Below are 16,112 nucleotides of genomic sequence, written 5' to 3'. Positions count from 1 at the left end.
CTATGACTTTCGGTCTAATGGAGCGGCACCGGGGAATGACCTATCCTTGAGCGACTGACTACCGATGCGCCTCGCCTTTCGGAGCGACCATGACCGTTCGCAATCTCGATGCCCTGTTTCGTCCCAAGTCGATCGCCGTGATCGGCGCGTCGTTGCGTCCGGGCAGCGTGGGCGAGATCGTCTGGTCGCAACTAGCCGAGCAGGCGTTCAGCGGGCCGCTCTGGCCGGTCAATGCAAAGTATCGCGATCTAAACGGGCAGGGCGTCTTCGCGGAGGTCGACAATTTGCCCGAAGCGCCAACGGTCGCCGTGATCTGTACGCCGCCGCCGACCTGGCCGGGCATCGTCGAGCAACTCGGGCGACGCGGGACGCGCGCGGTGGTGATCGTGGGCGAGGCGGGGGACCGCAGTGGCGCGCGGGAAAGCTCGGATGAAAACGAGGACTGGACCGCGCGCACGCTGGCGGTGGCGCGGCCTTTTCTGTTGCGGGTCGTCGGGCCGGCAAGCCTCGGCGTCATGACGCCATCGCTCGGCGCAGTGCTGGGCGCGCCGTTCGGCTCGATCAATGCGGGCGGCGTGGCGTGGGTGTCGGGATCGAACGCGTTGACCAACGGTGTGCTCGGCTGGGCGCGGGCGCGCGGCCTCGGCTTTTCGCGCGTGGTGGCGCTGGGCGAGGAAGCCGACGTCGATGCTAGCGACATCCTCGATTTCCTCGCGAGCGATATATCCACGCGGGCCATTCTGCTTGCGATCGAATCCCTACGCTCGGCGCGCAAATTCATGTCGGCGGCGCGCGCGGCGGCGCGCAATAAGCCGGTGCTGGTGCTGCGCACGGGGAATAACGACCGCTTCGACGGGCTTTACGGCGCTGCGTTCCGGCGCGCGGGCCTCGTGCGCGTCGATTCCCTCGACGACCTGCTCGACGAAATCGAGACGCTCGGTGTCGGCCGTGTCGCCGCGAGCGACGTGGCGACGGTGGTTACGAGCGACCGGGGCGTGGCCGCGCTGGCGGCGGACGCGTTCGTCGCTGCGGGCGACGCGCTCGCGCATTGGCCGTCGGCGGCGCGCGAAGCCGTGTCGAATGCGCTGCCGCGCGCGCGGATCGGCAATCCGCTGCAACTCGGCGACGACGCATCGGCGGCAGAATTCGGCACCGCGCTCGAAGCGCTCGCGCCGCATCGCGAGACCGGCACGGTGTTCGTGGTTCACGCGCCCACGCACGCCGCGCCCGTGGCCGAGGTCGCGCGCATGTTGATCGCGCATCGGCAGCATGCGTATCGCGGCATGCTGGCGTGTTTCTTCGGCTGCGCGGATCGCGCGACACGCGACGAACTGCACGCGAACGGCATTCCGGTTCACACGACGCCGCAGCGGCTCGCGCGCGGCTTCGCGCGGCTTGTCGATTATCGGCATGGCCGCGAATTACTGATGCAGACGCCGGACGGTCTGCCCGCGCAGGTTCCGGCGGAAATCGACGCGGCGCAGGGCGAGATTCGTGCCGCGCTGGCGGCGGGTATCGCGGAACTGGACGGCGAGCGCGCGGCGCGCGTGCTGGCTCGCTTCGACCTTGCCGTGCGCCCTGGCCCGGCTGGACCGCGCAGTCTTGAAGCGATCGAAGTCGATGTCCGTTTGCTGAATCACGCGGTCTTCGGCCCGGTTTTCGAGTTCACGGCGGCGGGCGTCCTCGGCTTGCCGGGCGCGCTGCACGAGTTCGCGCTGCCGCCGCTCAACCCGGTGCTCGCTCGCGACATCGTGATGCGTTCGCCGCGCGCGCGGGAATTACCGGCGGAGCGTTTGTTGTCGGCGCTGACCGCGTTGTCGCAAGTGGTGTGCGACATCGAGCAGATCGTTGCGTTGAAGTTGACGGTTCGGGTGACGCGCGATGCCGTCGTAGTCTACGAGCCGCACCTGACACTCGGCGCGCTCCGCCGGCCGCTTGCAATCGTGCCGTATCCGCGCAATCTCGAGGAGCGTATCGACTGGCACGGCGTAAGCCTGACCGTGCGGCCGATCCGGCCCGAGGACGAACTGGCCCACAGCGCCTTTGTCGCCGCGATGACGCCGGAAGATCTGCGGCTGCGGTTTTTCGGCTCGGTGCGCAGCTTCGACCACTCGCAGCTCGCGCGCATGACGCAAATCGACTACGACCGCGAAATGGCGCTGATCGCCACGGGCGCGAGCGAGAACGGCGTGCAGGAAACGCTCGGCGTCGTGCGCGCCGTCGCCGATCCTGACAACGAAACCGCCGAATTCGCCGTCGCGGTGCGTTCCGATCAGAAGGGACGCCGGCTCGGCGCGCTGTTGCTGGGCCGGATCATTGCGTACAGCCAGGCGCGTGGCACGCGCTGGCTGTTAGGCGAAGCGCTGCGCGAAAACACGCCGATGATCTCGCTCGCGCGCCGCAGCGGCTTCACCGTGACGAAGACCGAAGATCCGGGCGTCGTCGGTTTTAGATTGCGGCTGTGCGAGGCAAGCCCGGAAACGACCGCCGCCGCTTAGCACTGACGAAAAAAAACCGCTCCGCGTATGAGGCGGGGCGGTTTTCCAAACCACGGGAGAGACAGCCGGACTCAAGCCGCCGCTTTCGCCTGCGCCTCGTCGATCTGCGTGCGCGACAGCGACAATTCTTCGAGCCACGCGTCGGCGTAAGTGCTGCCGGTTTCGCGTTCCAGACGGGCGATGGTCGCCGCGCAACGGATCGCGTCCTTCGGCGTCGCGATAAACGTCTTCACCGACAAACCCGCGCTGAACGCGTCGAACAACGGCACGCGGATATCGTCGGGCAACGCGCGCGACGTCCACTGATACGGCTTACCGTTGTGCGTCAGTTGCGGCGGCAGAACGCGTTCTTTCTTGGCGGCGGGAATCAGGCCGAACGTGCGGGCGGCGTCGCCGATCTGCTCGGCCGAGAAAAGCTCGTCCGGGCTGATATCGAACTGCTGAATGAAAGACTCGATGGTTTGCATCGCGGACGCGCGGTCATCGCGTTTTTTCTGCGCGCGGGCAACGATATCGCGCAGTTCGTCGGCTTCCTCGGGCGTGATCGTAAAGCTGGCCTGCTTTTGCTGAAGCTCGGAGAAGCGCTGGAATTCGGGATCGGACAGAAGTTTCGCCATGATGTACGTCGATGAGAGCACGGAATAGCCGCTTGCGGCGGCGTCCCGCTTTTTGAGAGGGCCGCCATTCTAACGCGTCGCCGCGGATATCCCGAAAATGCGCGGCCTTTACACCGGACCGGTGGTTATTTCAGGCCGAAGCCGAGTCGCGGAACATCGACAGTTCGTCCGCCGCGAGCCGCAACATGGTCGTGACAGCGTCGAGTGTCGGCGCGACATAACCGTCGATCCGCCGCAGATAAGGACACGTCAGTGCGGCAATCGCCTGACCCGACGGCCCGAGCAGCGGAAATGTCAGATCCATCACGCCGAAAGTCTGCTGGCTTTCCTTGCACAGATAACCGTCGCGCCGAACATCGGGATACGCGCGATCCAGCGCATCCGGGTCAAGCGCAATCTCGCCTTTCACCTTCGTGTGCTCGGCGAGCATGTACTCGCGCTGTTCGGGCGGCTGAAATGCGAGCATCACGCGGCCGGACGCCGTATCGATCAAGCCGACCCGCGAGCCGAGCCGCACCGAAATGCCCCACGTGCCTGGCCCGTCGACTTGCGCGATGACGAGCAGGTTGCCGCGATCGTAGACGGCGAGATGGCAAGACTGCTCGGCTTCGTCGGCGAAACGTTGCATTACGGGCAGCGCCTCGGCGATCAACCGGTTCATCGGCGGATGACGATGCGCCAGCGCAAAAAGCTTCAGACTGAGCGAATACCGGTCGCCCGCGGGCGACCGCACCACATATTGCCGGGCGACGAGACGCTCCAGCATGCGATACATCTCGCTTGCATTGCGCCCCAGCCGCTTCGTGATTTCGGCGCGCGTCAGGCCGTCTTTCTGCTCGGCGAGCAGTTCGAGAATATCGAGACCCTTATCCAGCGCGGGTGCGCGATAACGGTCGGCGTCGGAGTTGTCGTCTGGATCCATACTGAACCGGTTCGTGTCATGGGCGCCGAGCGACGCTAGGGAAAGTACGGACCAATGGTGCAGCGCACTTCGCTTGACTTCAAATTGTCCGTATATGAATAATACGTTCATAGATAAATGTGCGCATCAAGGCAAACCCCATACGAGACCATCAGGATCTGTTGTGGAGCATCCACCTTCTTTACCGGCGCAAGCCACCGACGCCCGCCTGATTCTTCTCAGCCCGCAGGACAACTGTCTGATCGCGGGCGCGCGGCTCGAAGCGGGCGAGACGGTCGAGATCGAGGGCGCGCGCGTAACGCTCGCAAAAACCATCGATCTGGCTCACAAAATCGCGCGTTTCGACCTGAAAACAGACGACAAAGTGCTGCGCTACGGGGCGATCATCGGCCATGTGACCGCCGACGTGAAAGCCGGTGAGCATTTGCATACGCACAATCTCGAAAGCGACTACATCCCGACCTACACGCACGACGCGGGTCACGCCTACGTGCCCCACTGAGCGACCGCCATGACTACGCATCAACCGCAACTCCAGGGCTACTTGCGCGCCGACGGCCGCAAGGGCATTCGCAATGTCGTCGCGGTGGCGTATCTCGTCGAGTGCGCGCATCACGTCGCGCGCGAGATCGTCGGCCAGTTTCGCCCGCCGTTCGACGCCTTCGACGACCCCGCGTACGTGCCCGAACCGCCGGTTCATCTGATCGGTTTTCCCGGCTGCTATCCGAACGGTTACGCGGAAAAGATGATGGAGCGCCTGACCACGCACCCGAACGTCGGCGCGGTTCTGTTCGTGTCGCTGGGCTGCGAGAGCATGAACAAGCACTATCTCGTCGATGCCGTGCGCGCAAGCGGCCGGCCGGTGGAAGTGCTGACCATTCAGGAAAAGGGCGGCACGCGCAGCACGATCCAGTACGGTCTCGACTGGATCCGCGAGGCGCGCGCGACACTCGCGGCGCAAGAAAAAGTGCCGATGGCGCTCGACGAATTGATCGTCGGAACGATTTGCGGCGGCTCGGACGGCACGAGCGGAATCACGGCGAATCCCGCCGTAGGGCGTGCGTTCGACGCGCTGATCGACGCGGGCGCGGCGTGCATCTTCGAGGAAACCGGCGAACTCGTCGGCTGCGAATATCACATGGAAAAGCGCGCGGCGCGGCCTGAGTTGGGCCGCGAGATCGTCGCGTGCGTCGCGAAAGCGGCGCGCTATTACTCGATTCTCGGCCACGGCAGCTTTGCGGTGGGCAATGCCGATGGGGGCCTGACCACGCAAGAAGAAAAATCCCTCGGCGCTTATGCGAAAAGCGGCGCGTCGCCCATTGTCGGCATCGTCAAACCGGGTGACGTTCCGCCGACGGGCGGTCTGTATCTGCTCGACGTCGTGCCAGACGGCGAACCGCGTTTCGGGTTCCCGAACATCAGCGACAACGCGGAAATCGCCGAATTGATCGCGTGCGGTTCCCACGTCATCCTGTTCACGACCGGACGCGGATCGGTCGTCGGCTCGGCCATTTCGCCGGTCATCAAGGTGTGCGCGAACCCGGCCACGTTCCGCAATCTCGCCGGCGACATGGACGTGGACGCGGGCCGCATTCTCGAAGGCCGCGGTTCGCTCGACGAAGTCGGCCGTGAAGTATTCGACGCGACGATTGGCGTCGCGGCGGGCGCGCCGTCGAAATCCGAGGCGCTCGGCCATCAGGAATTCATTCTGACGTACAAAACGTTCGAGCCGGTCGGACCGGCTTGTCTGCCAGCCAACGCCACGCCCCGTCACGCCGTGACGATCGCGCAGATCTGAGACCACTATCGATGACCCAAGAATCAGGCGCTGTCACGCGCCGACGCCGGATCGGCAAGACTTCGCTTGAAGTGACCGCGCTTTCGCTCGGCAGCGCGCCGCTCGGCGGGCTTTATCACGAGTTGCCGGACGCCGAGGCCATCGCCACCATCGACGCCGCGTGGCAAGCGGGCATCCGTTTCTTCGACACCGCGCCGCATTACGGCCACACGAAAGCCGAGCACCGGCTGGGCGACGCGCTGCGGCGCTATCCGCGCGACGAATTCGTACTTTCGACCAAGGTCGGACGTCGCTTCGTGCCGCGCACCACGCCGTACGACGGCAGCGAAGGCTGGGAACATCCGCTGCCGTTCGAGGCCATTTACGACTACACCTACGACGGCATCCTGCGTTCTTTCGAGGACAGCCAGCACCGTCTCGGCATGGTCGATATCGATATCGTGCTGATTCACGATATTGGCCGCTACACGCATGGCGAACGGAACGCGCATTACTGGCGTCAGTTGACCGACGAAGGCGGATTCCGCGCGCTCGACGAATTGCGCAGGACGCGCGGTGTGAAAGCGGTCGGACTCGGCGTGAACGAAGGCGCGGCGATTCTGGAAGCCATGGCGGAATTCGATATCGATTGCGCGCTGCTTGCAGGCCGCTACACGCTGCTCGAACAGCGCGTACTCGATGATCTATTTCCCGCGTGCGAGGCGCGCGGCGTCAGTATTTTGCTCGGCGGCGCGTTCAATTCGGGCATTCTCGCGCGCGGCCTCGAATCGAAAGGCGATGGCGATTTGAAATTCAATTATGGCGCTGCTCCGGCCGAGATCGTTGAACGCGCGGCGCGGCTGGAACGCGTGTGTCGCGCGCATGGCGTGGCGCTGTCGAGCGCCGCCCTCCAGTTTCCTTATGCGCATAAAGTTCTGGCGACCGTGTTGATGGGCGCGCGAAGCGCGGCCGAGGTGCGCGAGAACGTCGCGTCGTTTTCGCAGCCGTTGCCCGCCGCGTTGTGGGACGACTTGCGTGCGGAAGGGCTGTTGCACGCTGCCGCGCCGGTGCCGCAATGAAGGTAGACGCGCACCAGCATTATTGGGATCCAGCGCGCGGCGATTACGGATGGCTCACGCCGGAACTGGCCGCGTTGTATCGCGTGTTCGCGCCTGCCGATCTGAAACCGCTGCGCGAAGCGGCCGATATCGACCGGACAGTCGTGGTTCAGGCCGCGCCGACAGTCGCCGAGACGCGCTATCTGCTCGATTTGGCGCGGTACGAAGCGTCGATTGCAGGCGTGGTGGGCTGGATTCCGCTCGACGCGCCCGACGCGCCGGATCTGATCGAAACGTTCGTGCATGAGCCGAAGTTCAAGGGCGTGCGTCCGATGCTGCAAGACCTGCCCGACGACGACTGGATCGAGACGGCGCACATCGAACCGGCGATCAAGGCGCTGATTCGTCACGACCTTGCCTTCGATGCGCTGATTTTCGCGCGCCACGTTCCGTCGTTCGTGCGTTTTGCCGAGCGGTATCCGGAGTTGCGGATCGTCGTCGATCACGGCGCGAAGCCGCCGATCCGCGATGACGCGGGAACGCCCGATCTCACGTGGGCCGCCGCTATCGAAGCGCTCGCCGCTTTACCGCAAAAGCCGTTTTGCAAATTGTCCGGTCTCGCCACGGAAGCGTCGCTCGGCTGGACGACCGACACGCTGCGGCCTTACGTCGATCACCTGCTCGGCAGCTTCGGCGCGACGCGCATGATGTGGGGCAGCGACTGGCCGGTTCTGAATCTCAACGGCGACTACGCGCAATGGCACGCGACCGCCGAAACGCTCACGCGCGAACTCGACGAAGCGGCCCGCACGTCGTTGTTCGGCGGTGCCGCGCAAGCGTTTTATCGCCTTTGAACGCGCGAAACATTCAATCGAAGCAAACGAAACCCCGAACATAATCGACGGAGCCGTAGATGACACAAAGACTCGCAGGCAAGACCGTGCTGATCACCGCCGCCGCGCAGGGCATCGGCCTCGCGACGGCGGAACGCTTCGCCGCCGAGGGCGCGCGCGTGATCGCGACGGACATTCGCACGGAATCGCTCGAAGGCAAGCCGTTCGACGCGCGCCGGCTCGACGTGCTCGACGGCGCGGCGGTCAACGCGCTGGCGAAGGAAATCGGCGCGATCGATGCGCTGTTCAACTGCGCCGGGTTCGTCCACGCGGGATCGATTCTGGAGGCGAGCGAGGAAGATTGGGATTTTGCGTTCGACCTGAACGCGAAGGCGATGTACCGTACGATTCGCGCCTTCCTCCCGGCCATGCTCGATAACGGCGGCGGCTCGATCATCAATATGTCGTCGGCGGCATCGAGCGTGAAAGGCGTGGCGAATCGCTGCGTCTACGGCGCTTCGAAAGCGGCGGTCATCGGCTTGACGAAAGCGGTCGCGGCCGATTTCGTCACGCGCGGCATCCGGTGCAACGCGATTTGTCCGGGTACGGTCGATTCGCCGTCGCTGCAGGAGCGCATCGCGGAACAGGCGAAGGCGCAGGGCGCGAGCGTCGAGCAGATTCACGCCGCGTTCGTCGCGCGTCAGCCGATGGGGCGTGTCGGCAAGCCTGAGGAAATTGCGTCGCTGGCGCTGTATCTCGCCTCCGATGAGTCGTCGTTCACGACCGGCCAGATCCATTTGATCGACGGCGGCTGGTCGAACTGAACTGAACCTTTATTTGTACAACGAGGATCGAAACAGATGAAATTGCTTCGCTACGGGCCGAAAGGTCAGGAAAAGCCGGGTCTGCTGGACTCGGAAGGAAAAATTCGCGACCTGTCGGGCGTGGTTGACGATATCGCCGGCGAAACGCTGAGCGACGCGGGACTCGAAAAACTCCGCGGGATCGATCTCTCGACGCTGCCGGAAGTTTCATCCGATACGCGCATCGGCCCGTGTGTCGGCCGTGTCGGCAAGTTCGTCTGTATCGGCCTGAACTACGCGGACCACGCGGCGGAATCGAATCTCCCGGTGCCGACCGAGCCGGTCATTTTCGGCAAATGGACGAGCGCGATTTGCGGCCCGAACGACGACGTCGAAATTCCGCGCGAATCGAAGAAAACCGACTGGGAAGTCGAACTCGGCGTGGTGATCGGCAAGCATGCGAAATACGTGGACGAAGCAAACGCGCTCGATTACGTCGCGGGCTATTGCGTCATCAACGACGTATCGGAGCGCGAGTGGCAGATCGAGCACGGCACGCAATGGGACAAGGGCAAAGGCTTCGACACGTTCGGACCGCTCGGTCCGTGGCTCGTCACCAAGGACGAAATCGCCGATCCGCAGCAACTCGATCTCTGGCTCGAAGTGGACGGCCACCGTTATCAAAACGGCAATACGCGCACGATGGTGTTCAACGTTGCGCAATTGGTGGCGTATTTGTCGAAAGTCATGAGCCTGCAACCGGGCGACGTGATTTCGACCGGCACGCCGCCGGGCGTCGGCATGGGCGTGAAGCCGAATCCGGTCTATCTGAAACCCGGCCAGACCATCCGCCTCGGCATTCAGGGTCTGGGCGAGCAGCAGCAGACGACCTACGCGGCCAAGTAAGCCGACGCGTTCAGAACGCCTGCATCGAAAAAAACCTCGCCGCGGCGAGGTTTTTTACTGAAGCGCGCAAAGGTCGACCAAAGGTCAGGCGTGATACACCGGCTCCGCGACGCCTTCCGAAATGCGGTTGACCGTTCCCTGCGCCACCGCGACCAGCCGTTCCGCGCCGCCGTCGGTCACGAACACGTCGCACTGACAGGTCGCCTGCGCCATGCCCGCGTGGATCACGCGCGCCCGCGCCATCAACGTGCCGGATACCGCCGGACGCAAATAGTTGATCTTGTACTCGCCGGTCACGACCTTCGGGCCGAGTCGCAGCGCACCGGCGAAGGTCAGCGCGTTATCGACGAGATAACTCACTACGCCGCCGTGAACGAAACCGTGCTGCTGCCTCAGTTCGTCGCGAATGGTCAGACACAGCGTGAGACTCGCTGCATCGACCTGCATCAGTTTCGTTCCGAGCAAGGCGCTGAACGGCTGCGCGTTCAGCGCGCCGCGAGCAATATCGACGATTTCGGCCATTCGGACACTCCTTGGTGGGTTCGGTGCCTGAGAGGACTGTAGGTAGCGATCCGCTACTCCGCAAGGACGATTCTCGAAAAAGCGCGCGAAATCTTTCAGGCGTATTGCAGACAGGCCGCCGAACTCATCCGATTTGCCCGACGGACGCGCCCAAAAACTTCGTGAAAATCGTGTTCAAGCCGCCGGACTGCCTGCCGTTAACCCTAGGGTTGCCGCGGGAAAGGGCTAATTTTTTTAGAAGTCGGGTGTCGGATGTTCGGAAAAATAAAAGTTGCATCAGGGTTGCTGGCGGTGCTGGCAGTGTTTTGCCTTTTCCAGGTCGTGACGGAAGGGCTCGGGTTCTGGTCGCTCTCGCGCACGCACGAGGACGTCGGCAATCTGGCGAATATCGCGCTCAGACAGGTGAACGCGGTCAACGAGACCACGCAGCATCTGATGGACGCACGTATCAATTTGTCGCGCGCAGGCACGCGCATGGTTCGCGGCGGCACGGAACCGGTCGAAATCGTCCAGCACGCGCGTGAACAACTCGCGCTCGCGGAAAAGTCGTTCGGCGCTTTTGCCAGCGCGCCGAAAACCGGCGACGACAACCAGGCGCGCATGGTCGCGTTGCAGGAAAAATATCAGGCGCTGCATCAGGCGCTCGGCGAACTGGTTCAGTACCTCGACAGCAACAACATCCAGGCGTTTCTCGACCAGCCGACGCAAGGTTTCCAGGATCGCTATCTCGCCGAGCAGCAGAATTTCGTGAAATTTGGTGACGAAGCGGGCCGCGCGTATCTTGAATCGATCGACTCGCGATTCGTCCTGTTCCGCAGCGTTGGCGCGGCGATTTTCCTGGCGCTCGTCGCGGGCATCGTGATGGTGCATCTATCGCTGCGGCGCGCCGTGATCGCGCCGCTGGAAGAAGCCGGCCATCATTTCGAGCGTATCGCTGAGGGCAAACTCGACCAGCGTATCGCCGACCACGGCACGAACGAGATCGGCCGCCTGTTCGCCGGTCTCGCCGCGATGCAGGCGAGCGTCGCGCGGACCGTGAAAACGGTGCGTGAAACGTCCGATTCGATCAACCTCGGCGCGGACGAAATCGCCACTGGCAACGCCGATCTGTCGGCGCGCACCGAAAACCAGGCGGCATCGCTGGAAGAAACCGCGTCGAGCATGGAAGAGCTGACGGCCACGGTGCGTCAGAACGCCGAGCACGCACACGAGGCGAACTCGCTCGCGGGCGACGCGCTGAACGCCACGTCACGCGGATCGGGCGTGGTGAACGAAGTGGTCGAGAAGATGCGCAGCATCGCGAAAAGCTCGGACAAGATTGCGGAAATCATCTCGGTGATCGACGGGATCGCGTTCCAGACCAATATTCTCGCGCTGAACGCGGCGGTCGAAGCGGCGCGCGCGGGCGAGCAGGGTCGCGGCTTTGCGGTCGTCGCGGGCGAAGTGCGCGGCCTGGCGCAGCGTAGCGCGCAGTCGGCGAAGGAAATCAAGGAATTGATCAGCGAGTCGGTGTCGCAGGTCAGCGACGGCTCCGCGCTCGTCGAGCGGGCGGGTCAGGCGATGCGCGAAGTATCGACGTCCATTTCGCGCGTCACGCAGATGATGGCCGAAATCAGCGCGTCGTCGCTCGAACAGAGCACGGGGATCGAGCAGGTGAATCAGGCCGTCACGCAAATGGACGAGATGACGCAGCAGAACGCGGCGCTGGTCGAGGAAGCGGCGGCGGCGGCGACTTCGCTGCATGAGCAGACGCGCCAGTTGAAGGCGGCGGTGTCGGTGTTCCATATTTCCGATGCCGTGCTCGTGGCCGACCGGCACGCAAATGCGCCCGGCAACGCGTTCGAGCCGACGGGATTTTCCGCGGTGTAAGCAGCCTGTGTAGCTTGTGGAAATCATAAAAAAGCCTCGCGATGAATCGATCGCGAGGCTTTTTTTCGCCCACTCGGGCAACGTTCAGTCCGGCAGCGCGGCGTAAGCCGTGGCGAGATGGTAGGGCGTGGTGGACGGCATATCGGCGCGGACCACGCGGCCGTCCTCGGACTGAATCTCGATCCAGCCGCTCGAATGCAGGAACCGCGACCTGAAGCGCTCGATTTGCGCGGGCAGGCGCTCGCGCGCCGAATCGCTGTCATGCGTGGCGAGGGCGCGCAAATATTCGGTCTGCGCCCAGATTCGCTGGATCGGATCCTTCATCGCGCCGCGCTCGTCGATGGCCGCGCAGACGCCGCCCGTTTCGGCATCCACGCCGTGACGTTCGGCGAAATCGAACGCGCGATGCAGCGCGGCACGCAGACCGCTCGCCTCGAATGCGGGATGGCGGCTGCCTTCCACAAGAAAGAACCATTCGAACTGATGCCCCGGCTCCAGCCGGTTGTCGTCCGCGCCGATCGGCAACTCAGCGATACAGCCGCTCGGTGTATCGACGAAGGTCGCGGCGACCGCGCGCGCGAGCACGTCGAGCCGCTCGTCGAATATGGAGTCGCCGGTGGCTTCGCGCGCGGCCAGCCACGCTTCGGTCAAGTGCATCAGCGGATTCTGGATCGGCGTTTCGACAACTTTGCTCCAGTCTTCGGAGAGCGCCGAGTTAAGCAGGCCGTCGTTCGCGGCGAAGCGCGTCTCGACCAGCTTCGCCGTTTCGTCCAGCACGGCGAGCGCCTCCTTCGAGCCGCTCTGACGCGCATATTCCGCGCACGCGAAGATCACGAACGCGTGCGTGTAGAGATCCTTTTTGCGCTCGAACGGCGCGCCTTCGGCATCGACGCTGTAGAACCAGCCGTCATGCACCGTATCCCGAAAATAGTGAAGCAAGGATGCGAACAGCGTGGCCGCGTGCTCCAGATCGCCTTCGCGCGAAAAGACATATAACTGTCGCGCGCAAGCCATCGCCCTGTAACGCGTCGGGGCGAGCGGCGCGTGATCGGCGGGCGCGACGGCTTCGTAGGGCAGGCGGAGTTCGGTATTGAAGCCCGGGCCGCGCCAGACCGGCAGCAGCACGTTTGCGTAATGCCCACGCAATTCGGCGGACGGAGAAATCGGATGGTCGGGCATACGGCGCTCGTGTAGTTGGAAGTTGGAGGGCGGACGAAGACACGGTTTGAAAGTGCGAAGACAAAAACGCAAAGTCAACCGGGCAAAATCATTCGACGCACCGGATACATAAGGATAAATCAAAATTTTGTGCAAACGCGAGCGCGTCCGGTCTAATCGGACATGGCTCGGCGTTCTACGCCATTTGACAAATAATTCGCTCGAAAGACGGCAAAAAATGACGTCCTCGCGGACGCTGCGCGATTGCTCACGGACTCGCGACGACCTGCATCAACCGATTGGTATTCCTGATTAATAGAGAGAATCGGTGTGCATCGGCTTGGCGACGTTGTCGCGTGGGAACGAGAATGTGAACGTCAACCGTCACGACGACTCAAACGACAACGCTTGGCGCGACCGTGGTACGGTCGTCTGCTGCGTGCCGCCGGGTCGCGCCGCAGCGATCACCGCCGGCGCTGGCTAACACCAATGCGGTTCGGCGTAGGATCAGTTGCAAACCGCCCTAACCCGCCGGGACTCGATCCCGGCCCACGACAAGGAGAACGCGTCCATGCTGGGCAATATAGAACTCGTCTCGCGGCTCGTGCTGGCCGCCGCGCTCGGCAGCGTGATCGGCTTCGAACGCGAGCGGCTTTCCTGGGCGGCCGGCCTGCGCACGCACATGCTCGTGTGCGTCGGCTCGACGCTCATCATGATCGTCTCGGCGTTCGGTTTCGCGGATGTCATCGGCAACGAACACACCGTGCTCGATCCCTCGCGGATCGCGGCGCAAGTCGTTTCGGGCATCGGCTTTCTCGGCGCAGGGTCGATCCTGCTGCGCGGCGAGATCGTGCGCGGGCTGACGACGGCGGCGAGCCTCTGGTCGGTCGCGGCGATCGGGCTCGCGGTCGGCGGCGGACTTTATACGGCGTCGATTGCCGCGACCATCATCATTCTCATCATCCTCGCGGGCATCAAGCCGCTGGAACGCCGTTTCATTTCGGTGAAACAGCGTCGCCAGCTCACGCTGCTCGTGGATCGCGGCGCGCTCAACTTTCATGCGCTGCACGAATTGCTCGGGCCGGGCAGCGCGCGGGTCAAGCAGTTCATCGTGCAGCAAAGCGACGATTCAACCGATCTCGACGAAGTTCAGATCACGCTTTCGCGGGTGTCGTCGGTGGAATATCAGGCGATTTGCGACAACTTGCGCCGCCTTCCGAGCGTGCGCGAATTCAAGGAAGAAGGCGCGTCGTAGAACCGTGTGGGTAAGCACACCGCCGACCGCCGCCTGAAGACCGATTCGCAGGGACAAAGCGCCGATCGACGCGCTTAGCCGTGCGACAATGCGGTCTCAAAAAATTCGCTGATCCGCGTGACCCGCTGTGGGCCGCCTTTGCCCGGCCGCCACTCTTCGACTTATGCCAGATTCCGCTGTAAAAAACGCCCAGACTTCCGTCCCCGCCGCTTCGTCCGGCCGCGCATCGCCGCGCCGTCAGGCGGTATCGAAACAATCCAGTGCTGGCACCCCCGATGCGCTCGACACCGACACCAAACTCGCCCGCGCCGCGCGTTCGGCGCAACGGCTCGCGCAGTTGAGCGCGGCGTCGCGCGGCGCGGCCACGCTCGATCTGTTCGCCGAAGACGCCGAGCGCGCGACGCTTCAAGCCATGAACACCGACGTCCGGCAAGGCACGCTCGCGGGCTTCGAATTACCCGAGGTGTTCATGGCGGCAGTGCCGCCGAGCGCGTCCGGTTCGGCCGAAGGCGCGGCTTCGCGGCGAGCTGCACGGAATGCAACGAACGGCGCGACGCCGGGCGGCGTGCAGCAGGCGATCGAAACGCTTGAACCCGAGCCCGAGCCTGCGGTGGATTTGCTGATCGGCGTTGCGCCGGAAGGCGACGTTTCGCCCGATAACGATAGCGCGCCGTCCAGGCCCGGAACGCTTGCCGCGTCCGCTACGCGCGCGGCGACAAGCGCGCACGCCGCGCCGGACGAACCGCAACCGACGCCCGCGTCGCTCGCGGCGTCGTTGATTGATGTCGATCGGCAGAACCAGCGAGCCGCGTCCGCTACCTCAACCGGACAGAACGCAACGCCCGAACTCGACCGCGCCCGCGCGACGGCTTTCGCGGACACCATCGACGCGCTCTACGCCGTGATCGCCGATCAGCGCGGCACGTCCACCGCCCATTCGCGCCGGATGAAGACGATGCTGACGATCATCGTGTGCGTGATGCTCGCGACGGTCGCAACGGGTATCGCGCAGACGGTCGTGTTGCTGCGCATGAGCCGGGAAAGCGCGTCGCAGCAGCAGCGCATCGAGCAACTGATGCTGAATCAGCAGGCGACGCTTGCGTCCTTCTTCGACACCGATTCGGCCAACGTCAGCGTGCCGAACGCGACGAACACGAAGCGCGAAGAAGCTGCCGATGCGTCGCCGATTCAGCCGGTCAGCGCGACCGCGCGCAGCGACGCCGCGCCGAAAAAGCACGCGGCGAAGCACGGGCACAGCAAACACAACGCGTCACATTGACGCGCGTCTACGCCGCGCGGCGCTTGCGCGACGCGAGCAGCGCGTCGCGTGGTGCCGCGTGCTGCGCCGCCCAATCGACACCCAGCAGATCGGCGAAACGCTGCGCGTCGAACGGCGAGCGCACTTTCTTGTCGTTGTCGAAATAACAGAAAACGTCGCGCGCGTGCGTGCTTTTCGGCGCGCGCGCCGCCACACGATCCGCATCGCGTGGCTCGCCGCCTTCCGCCCAGCGCCGGACCTGCGCCGCCCAGTGATCGAGCGCTTCGTCCGTGTACTCGCCTTCGTACATCGTCTTCTGCCCGTGCAGACGCAAATAGATAAAATCCGCGGTCACGTCCTGCATGTGCGGCCAGCGGCCATCCGTGTCCGCCATCACGAGCGCGACGTTATAGCGGCGCAATAACTCGACGAACGCCGGATCGACGAAACTTTCGTGCCGAATCTCGATGGCGTGACGGATCGCGCCCGGCTTCTCCACTTCGAGTAGCGTGCGGCCTTCCATCATGGGTTCGTGCTGTTTCGCGAGCTTCAGCGCGGCGTCGGTGTCGTGGGGAAGCAGCGCCAGAAACGGCTCCAGGCTCGCTGCGTCGAAGCGAAAACTCGGCGGGAACTGCC

General features: G+C 64.0%; 15 protein-coding genes. 10 read left to right on the top strand and 5 right to left on the bottom strand.

Going from position 1 to position 16,112, the window contains the following annotated elements:
* Positions 1–89 precede the first annotated feature (89 nt).
* Entirely contained in the window at positions 90–2,498 is a 2,409-nt protein-coding gene (locus AC3D25_RS24540; RefSeq protein ID WP_488891090.1) for a bifunctional acetate--CoA ligase family protein/GNAT family N-acetyltransferase, read from the top strand.
* Between the two features lie 71 nt (positions 2,499–2,569).
* Here AC3D25_RS24540 and AC3D25_RS24535 read toward each other — a convergent pair whose 3' ends face one another.
* Together AC3D25_RS24535 and AC3D25_RS24530 are read right to left on the bottom strand one after the other, a co-directional pair.
* The gene (locus AC3D25_RS24535) at positions 2,570–3,115 is read right to left on the bottom strand and encodes a hypothetical protein (protein ID WP_488891089.1); all 546 of its coding nucleotides are present in this window, start codon (positions 3,113–3,115) and stop codon (positions 2,570–2,572) included.
* A 130-nt stretch (positions 3,116–3,245) separates the two neighbouring features.
* A complete protein-coding gene (locus AC3D25_RS24530; protein ID WP_488891088.1) occupies positions 3,246–4,037 on the bottom strand; it encodes an IclR family transcriptional regulator in 792 nt (263 codons plus the stop codon).
* Positions 4,038–4,200: 163 nt separating this feature from the next.
* On the opposite strand from AC3D25_RS24530, the gene AC3D25_RS24525 reads away from it, so the two are divergent.
* From AC3D25_RS24525 to AC3D25_RS24500, 6 genes are read left to right on the top strand one after another with little or no spacing between them, the layout of a single operon-like run.
* A complete protein-coding gene (locus AC3D25_RS24525) occupies positions 4,201–4,539 on the top strand; it encodes a UxaA family hydrolase (protein WP_488891087.1) in 339 nt (112 codons plus the stop codon).
* Between the two features lie 9 nt (positions 4,540–4,548).
* A complete protein-coding gene (locus tag AC3D25_RS24520; RefSeq protein ID WP_488891086.1) occupies positions 4,549–5,835 on the top strand; it encodes a UxaA family hydrolase in 1,287 nt (428 codons plus the stop codon).
* An 11-nt stretch (positions 5,836–5,846) separates the two neighbouring features.
* The gene (locus AC3D25_RS24515) at positions 5,847–6,893 is read left to right on the top strand and encodes an aldo/keto reductase (RefSeq protein ID WP_488891085.1); all 1,047 of its coding nucleotides are present in this window, start codon (positions 5,847–5,849) and stop codon (positions 6,891–6,893) included.
* Positions 6,890–7,726 carry an amidohydrolase family protein gene (locus tag AC3D25_RS24510; RefSeq protein ID WP_488891084.1) on the top strand — a complete coding sequence of 279 codons (837 nt, stop codon included), beginning with the start codon at positions 6,890–6,892 and terminating at the stop codon, positions 7,724–7,726. The genes AC3D25_RS24515 and AC3D25_RS24510 overlap by 4 nt, the downstream gene beginning before the upstream one ends.
* Positions 7,727–7,785: 59 nt before the next feature.
* Positions 7,786–8,529 (top strand): SDR family oxidoreductase, encoded by a 744-nt coding sequence (locus tag AC3D25_RS24505; protein WP_488891083.1) that lies wholly within the window; start codon positions 7,786–7,788, stop codon positions 8,527–8,529.
* 36 nt (positions 8,530–8,565) lie between these two features.
* Positions 8,566–9,414 (top strand): ureidoglycolate lyase, encoded by an 849-nt coding sequence (locus AC3D25_RS24500; protein ID WP_488891082.1) that lies wholly within the window; start codon positions 8,566–8,568, stop codon positions 9,412–9,414.
* An 84-nt stretch (positions 9,415–9,498) separates the two neighbouring features.
* Here the strand turns inward: AC3D25_RS24500 and AC3D25_RS24495 are convergent, their stop codons facing one another.
* Positions 9,499–9,936 carry a PaaI family thioesterase gene (locus tag AC3D25_RS24495; RefSeq protein ID WP_488891081.1) on the bottom strand — a complete coding sequence of 146 codons (438 nt, stop codon included), beginning with the start codon at positions 9,934–9,936 and terminating at the stop codon, positions 9,499–9,501.
* Between the two features lie 252 nt (positions 9,937–10,188).
* On the opposite strand from AC3D25_RS24495, the gene AC3D25_RS24490 reads away from it, so the two are divergent.
* Positions 10,189–11,805, top strand: a complete 1,617-nt coding sequence (locus AC3D25_RS24490) for a methyl-accepting chemotaxis protein (protein ID WP_488891080.1) — start codon at positions 10,189–10,191, stop codon at positions 11,803–11,805.
* 84 nt (positions 11,806–11,889) lie between these two features.
* Here the strand turns inward: AC3D25_RS24490 and AC3D25_RS24485 are convergent, their stop codons facing one another.
* A complete protein-coding gene (locus AC3D25_RS24485) occupies positions 11,890–12,984 on the bottom strand; it encodes an AGE family epimerase/isomerase (protein ID WP_488891079.1) in 1,095 nt (364 codons plus the stop codon).
* Between the two features lie 550 nt (positions 12,985–13,534).
* Here AC3D25_RS24485 and AC3D25_RS24480 point away from each other — a divergent pair.
* Together AC3D25_RS24480 and AC3D25_RS24475 are read left to right on the top strand one after the other, a co-directional pair.
* The gene (locus tag AC3D25_RS24480) at positions 13,535–14,218 is read left to right on the top strand and encodes an MgtC/SapB family protein (protein WP_488891078.1); all 684 of its coding nucleotides are present in this window, start codon (positions 13,535–13,537) and stop codon (positions 14,216–14,218) included.
* Positions 14,219–14,381: 163 nt separating this feature from the next.
* Positions 14,382–15,497 (top strand): hypothetical protein, encoded by a 1,116-nt coding sequence (locus AC3D25_RS24475; protein ID WP_488891077.1) that lies wholly within the window; start codon positions 14,382–14,384, stop codon positions 15,495–15,497.
* Between the two features lie 7 nt (positions 15,498–15,504).
* Here AC3D25_RS24475 and AC3D25_RS24470 read toward each other — a convergent pair.
* On the bottom strand, positions 15,505–16,112 hold a 608-nt coding region (locus tag AC3D25_RS24470; RefSeq protein ID WP_488891076.1), incomplete at its 5' end, for a DUF72 domain-containing protein.

Source organism: Caballeronia sp. SL1002 (genome assembly GCF_057814995.1).
This window is presented reverse-complemented; position numbering and strand designations above follow the sequence as displayed.

Excerpts from the sequence above, each read along its gene's own strand:
- AC3D25_RS24535 (WP_488891089.1), bottom strand. The coding sequence starts at position 3,115 with ATGGCGAAACTTCTGTCCGATCCCGAATTCCAGCGCTTCTCCGAGCTT.
- AC3D25_RS24520 (WP_488891086.1), top strand. The coding sequence starts at position 4,549 with ATGACTACGCATCAACCGCAACTCCAGGGCTACTTGCGCGCCGACGGC.
- AC3D25_RS24510 (WP_488891084.1), top strand. The coding sequence starts at position 6,890 with ATGAAGGTAGACGCGCACCAGCATTATTGGGATCCAGCGCGCGGCGAT.
- AC3D25_RS24495 (WP_488891081.1), bottom strand. The coding sequence starts at position 9,936 with ATGGCCGAAATCGTCGATATTGCTCGCGGCGCGCTGAACGCGCAGCCG.
- AC3D25_RS24530 (WP_488891088.1), bottom strand. The coding sequence starts at position 4,037 with ATGGATCCAGACGACAACTCCGACGCCGACCGTTATCGCGCACCCGCG.
- AC3D25_RS24490 (WP_488891080.1), top strand. The coding sequence starts at position 10,189 with ATGTTCGGAAAAATAAAAGTTGCATCAGGGTTGCTGGCGGTGCTGGCA.
- AC3D25_RS24515 (WP_488891085.1), top strand. The coding sequence starts at position 5,847 with ATGACCCAAGAATCAGGCGCTGTCACGCGCCGACGCCGGATCGGCAAG.
- AC3D25_RS24480 (WP_488891078.1), top strand. The coding sequence starts at position 13,535 with ATGCTGGGCAATATAGAACTCGTCTCGCGGCTCGTGCTGGCCGCCGCG.
- AC3D25_RS24540 (WP_488891090.1), top strand. The coding sequence starts at position 90 with ATGACCGTTCGCAATCTCGATGCCCTGTTTCGTCCCAAGTCGATCGCC.
- AC3D25_RS24475 (WP_488891077.1), top strand. The coding sequence starts at position 14,382 with ATGCCAGATTCCGCTGTAAAAAACGCCCAGACTTCCGTCCCCGCCGCT.
- AC3D25_RS24505 (WP_488891083.1), top strand. The coding sequence starts at position 7,786 with ATGACACAAAGACTCGCAGGCAAGACCGTGCTGATCACCGCCGCCGCG.
- AC3D25_RS24485 (WP_488891079.1), bottom strand. The coding sequence starts at position 12,984 with ATGCCCGACCATCCGATTTCTCCGTCCGCCGAATTGCGTGGGCATTAC.
- AC3D25_RS24500 (WP_488891082.1), top strand. The coding sequence starts at position 8,566 with ATGAAATTGCTTCGCTACGGGCCGAAAGGTCAGGAAAAGCCGGGTCTG.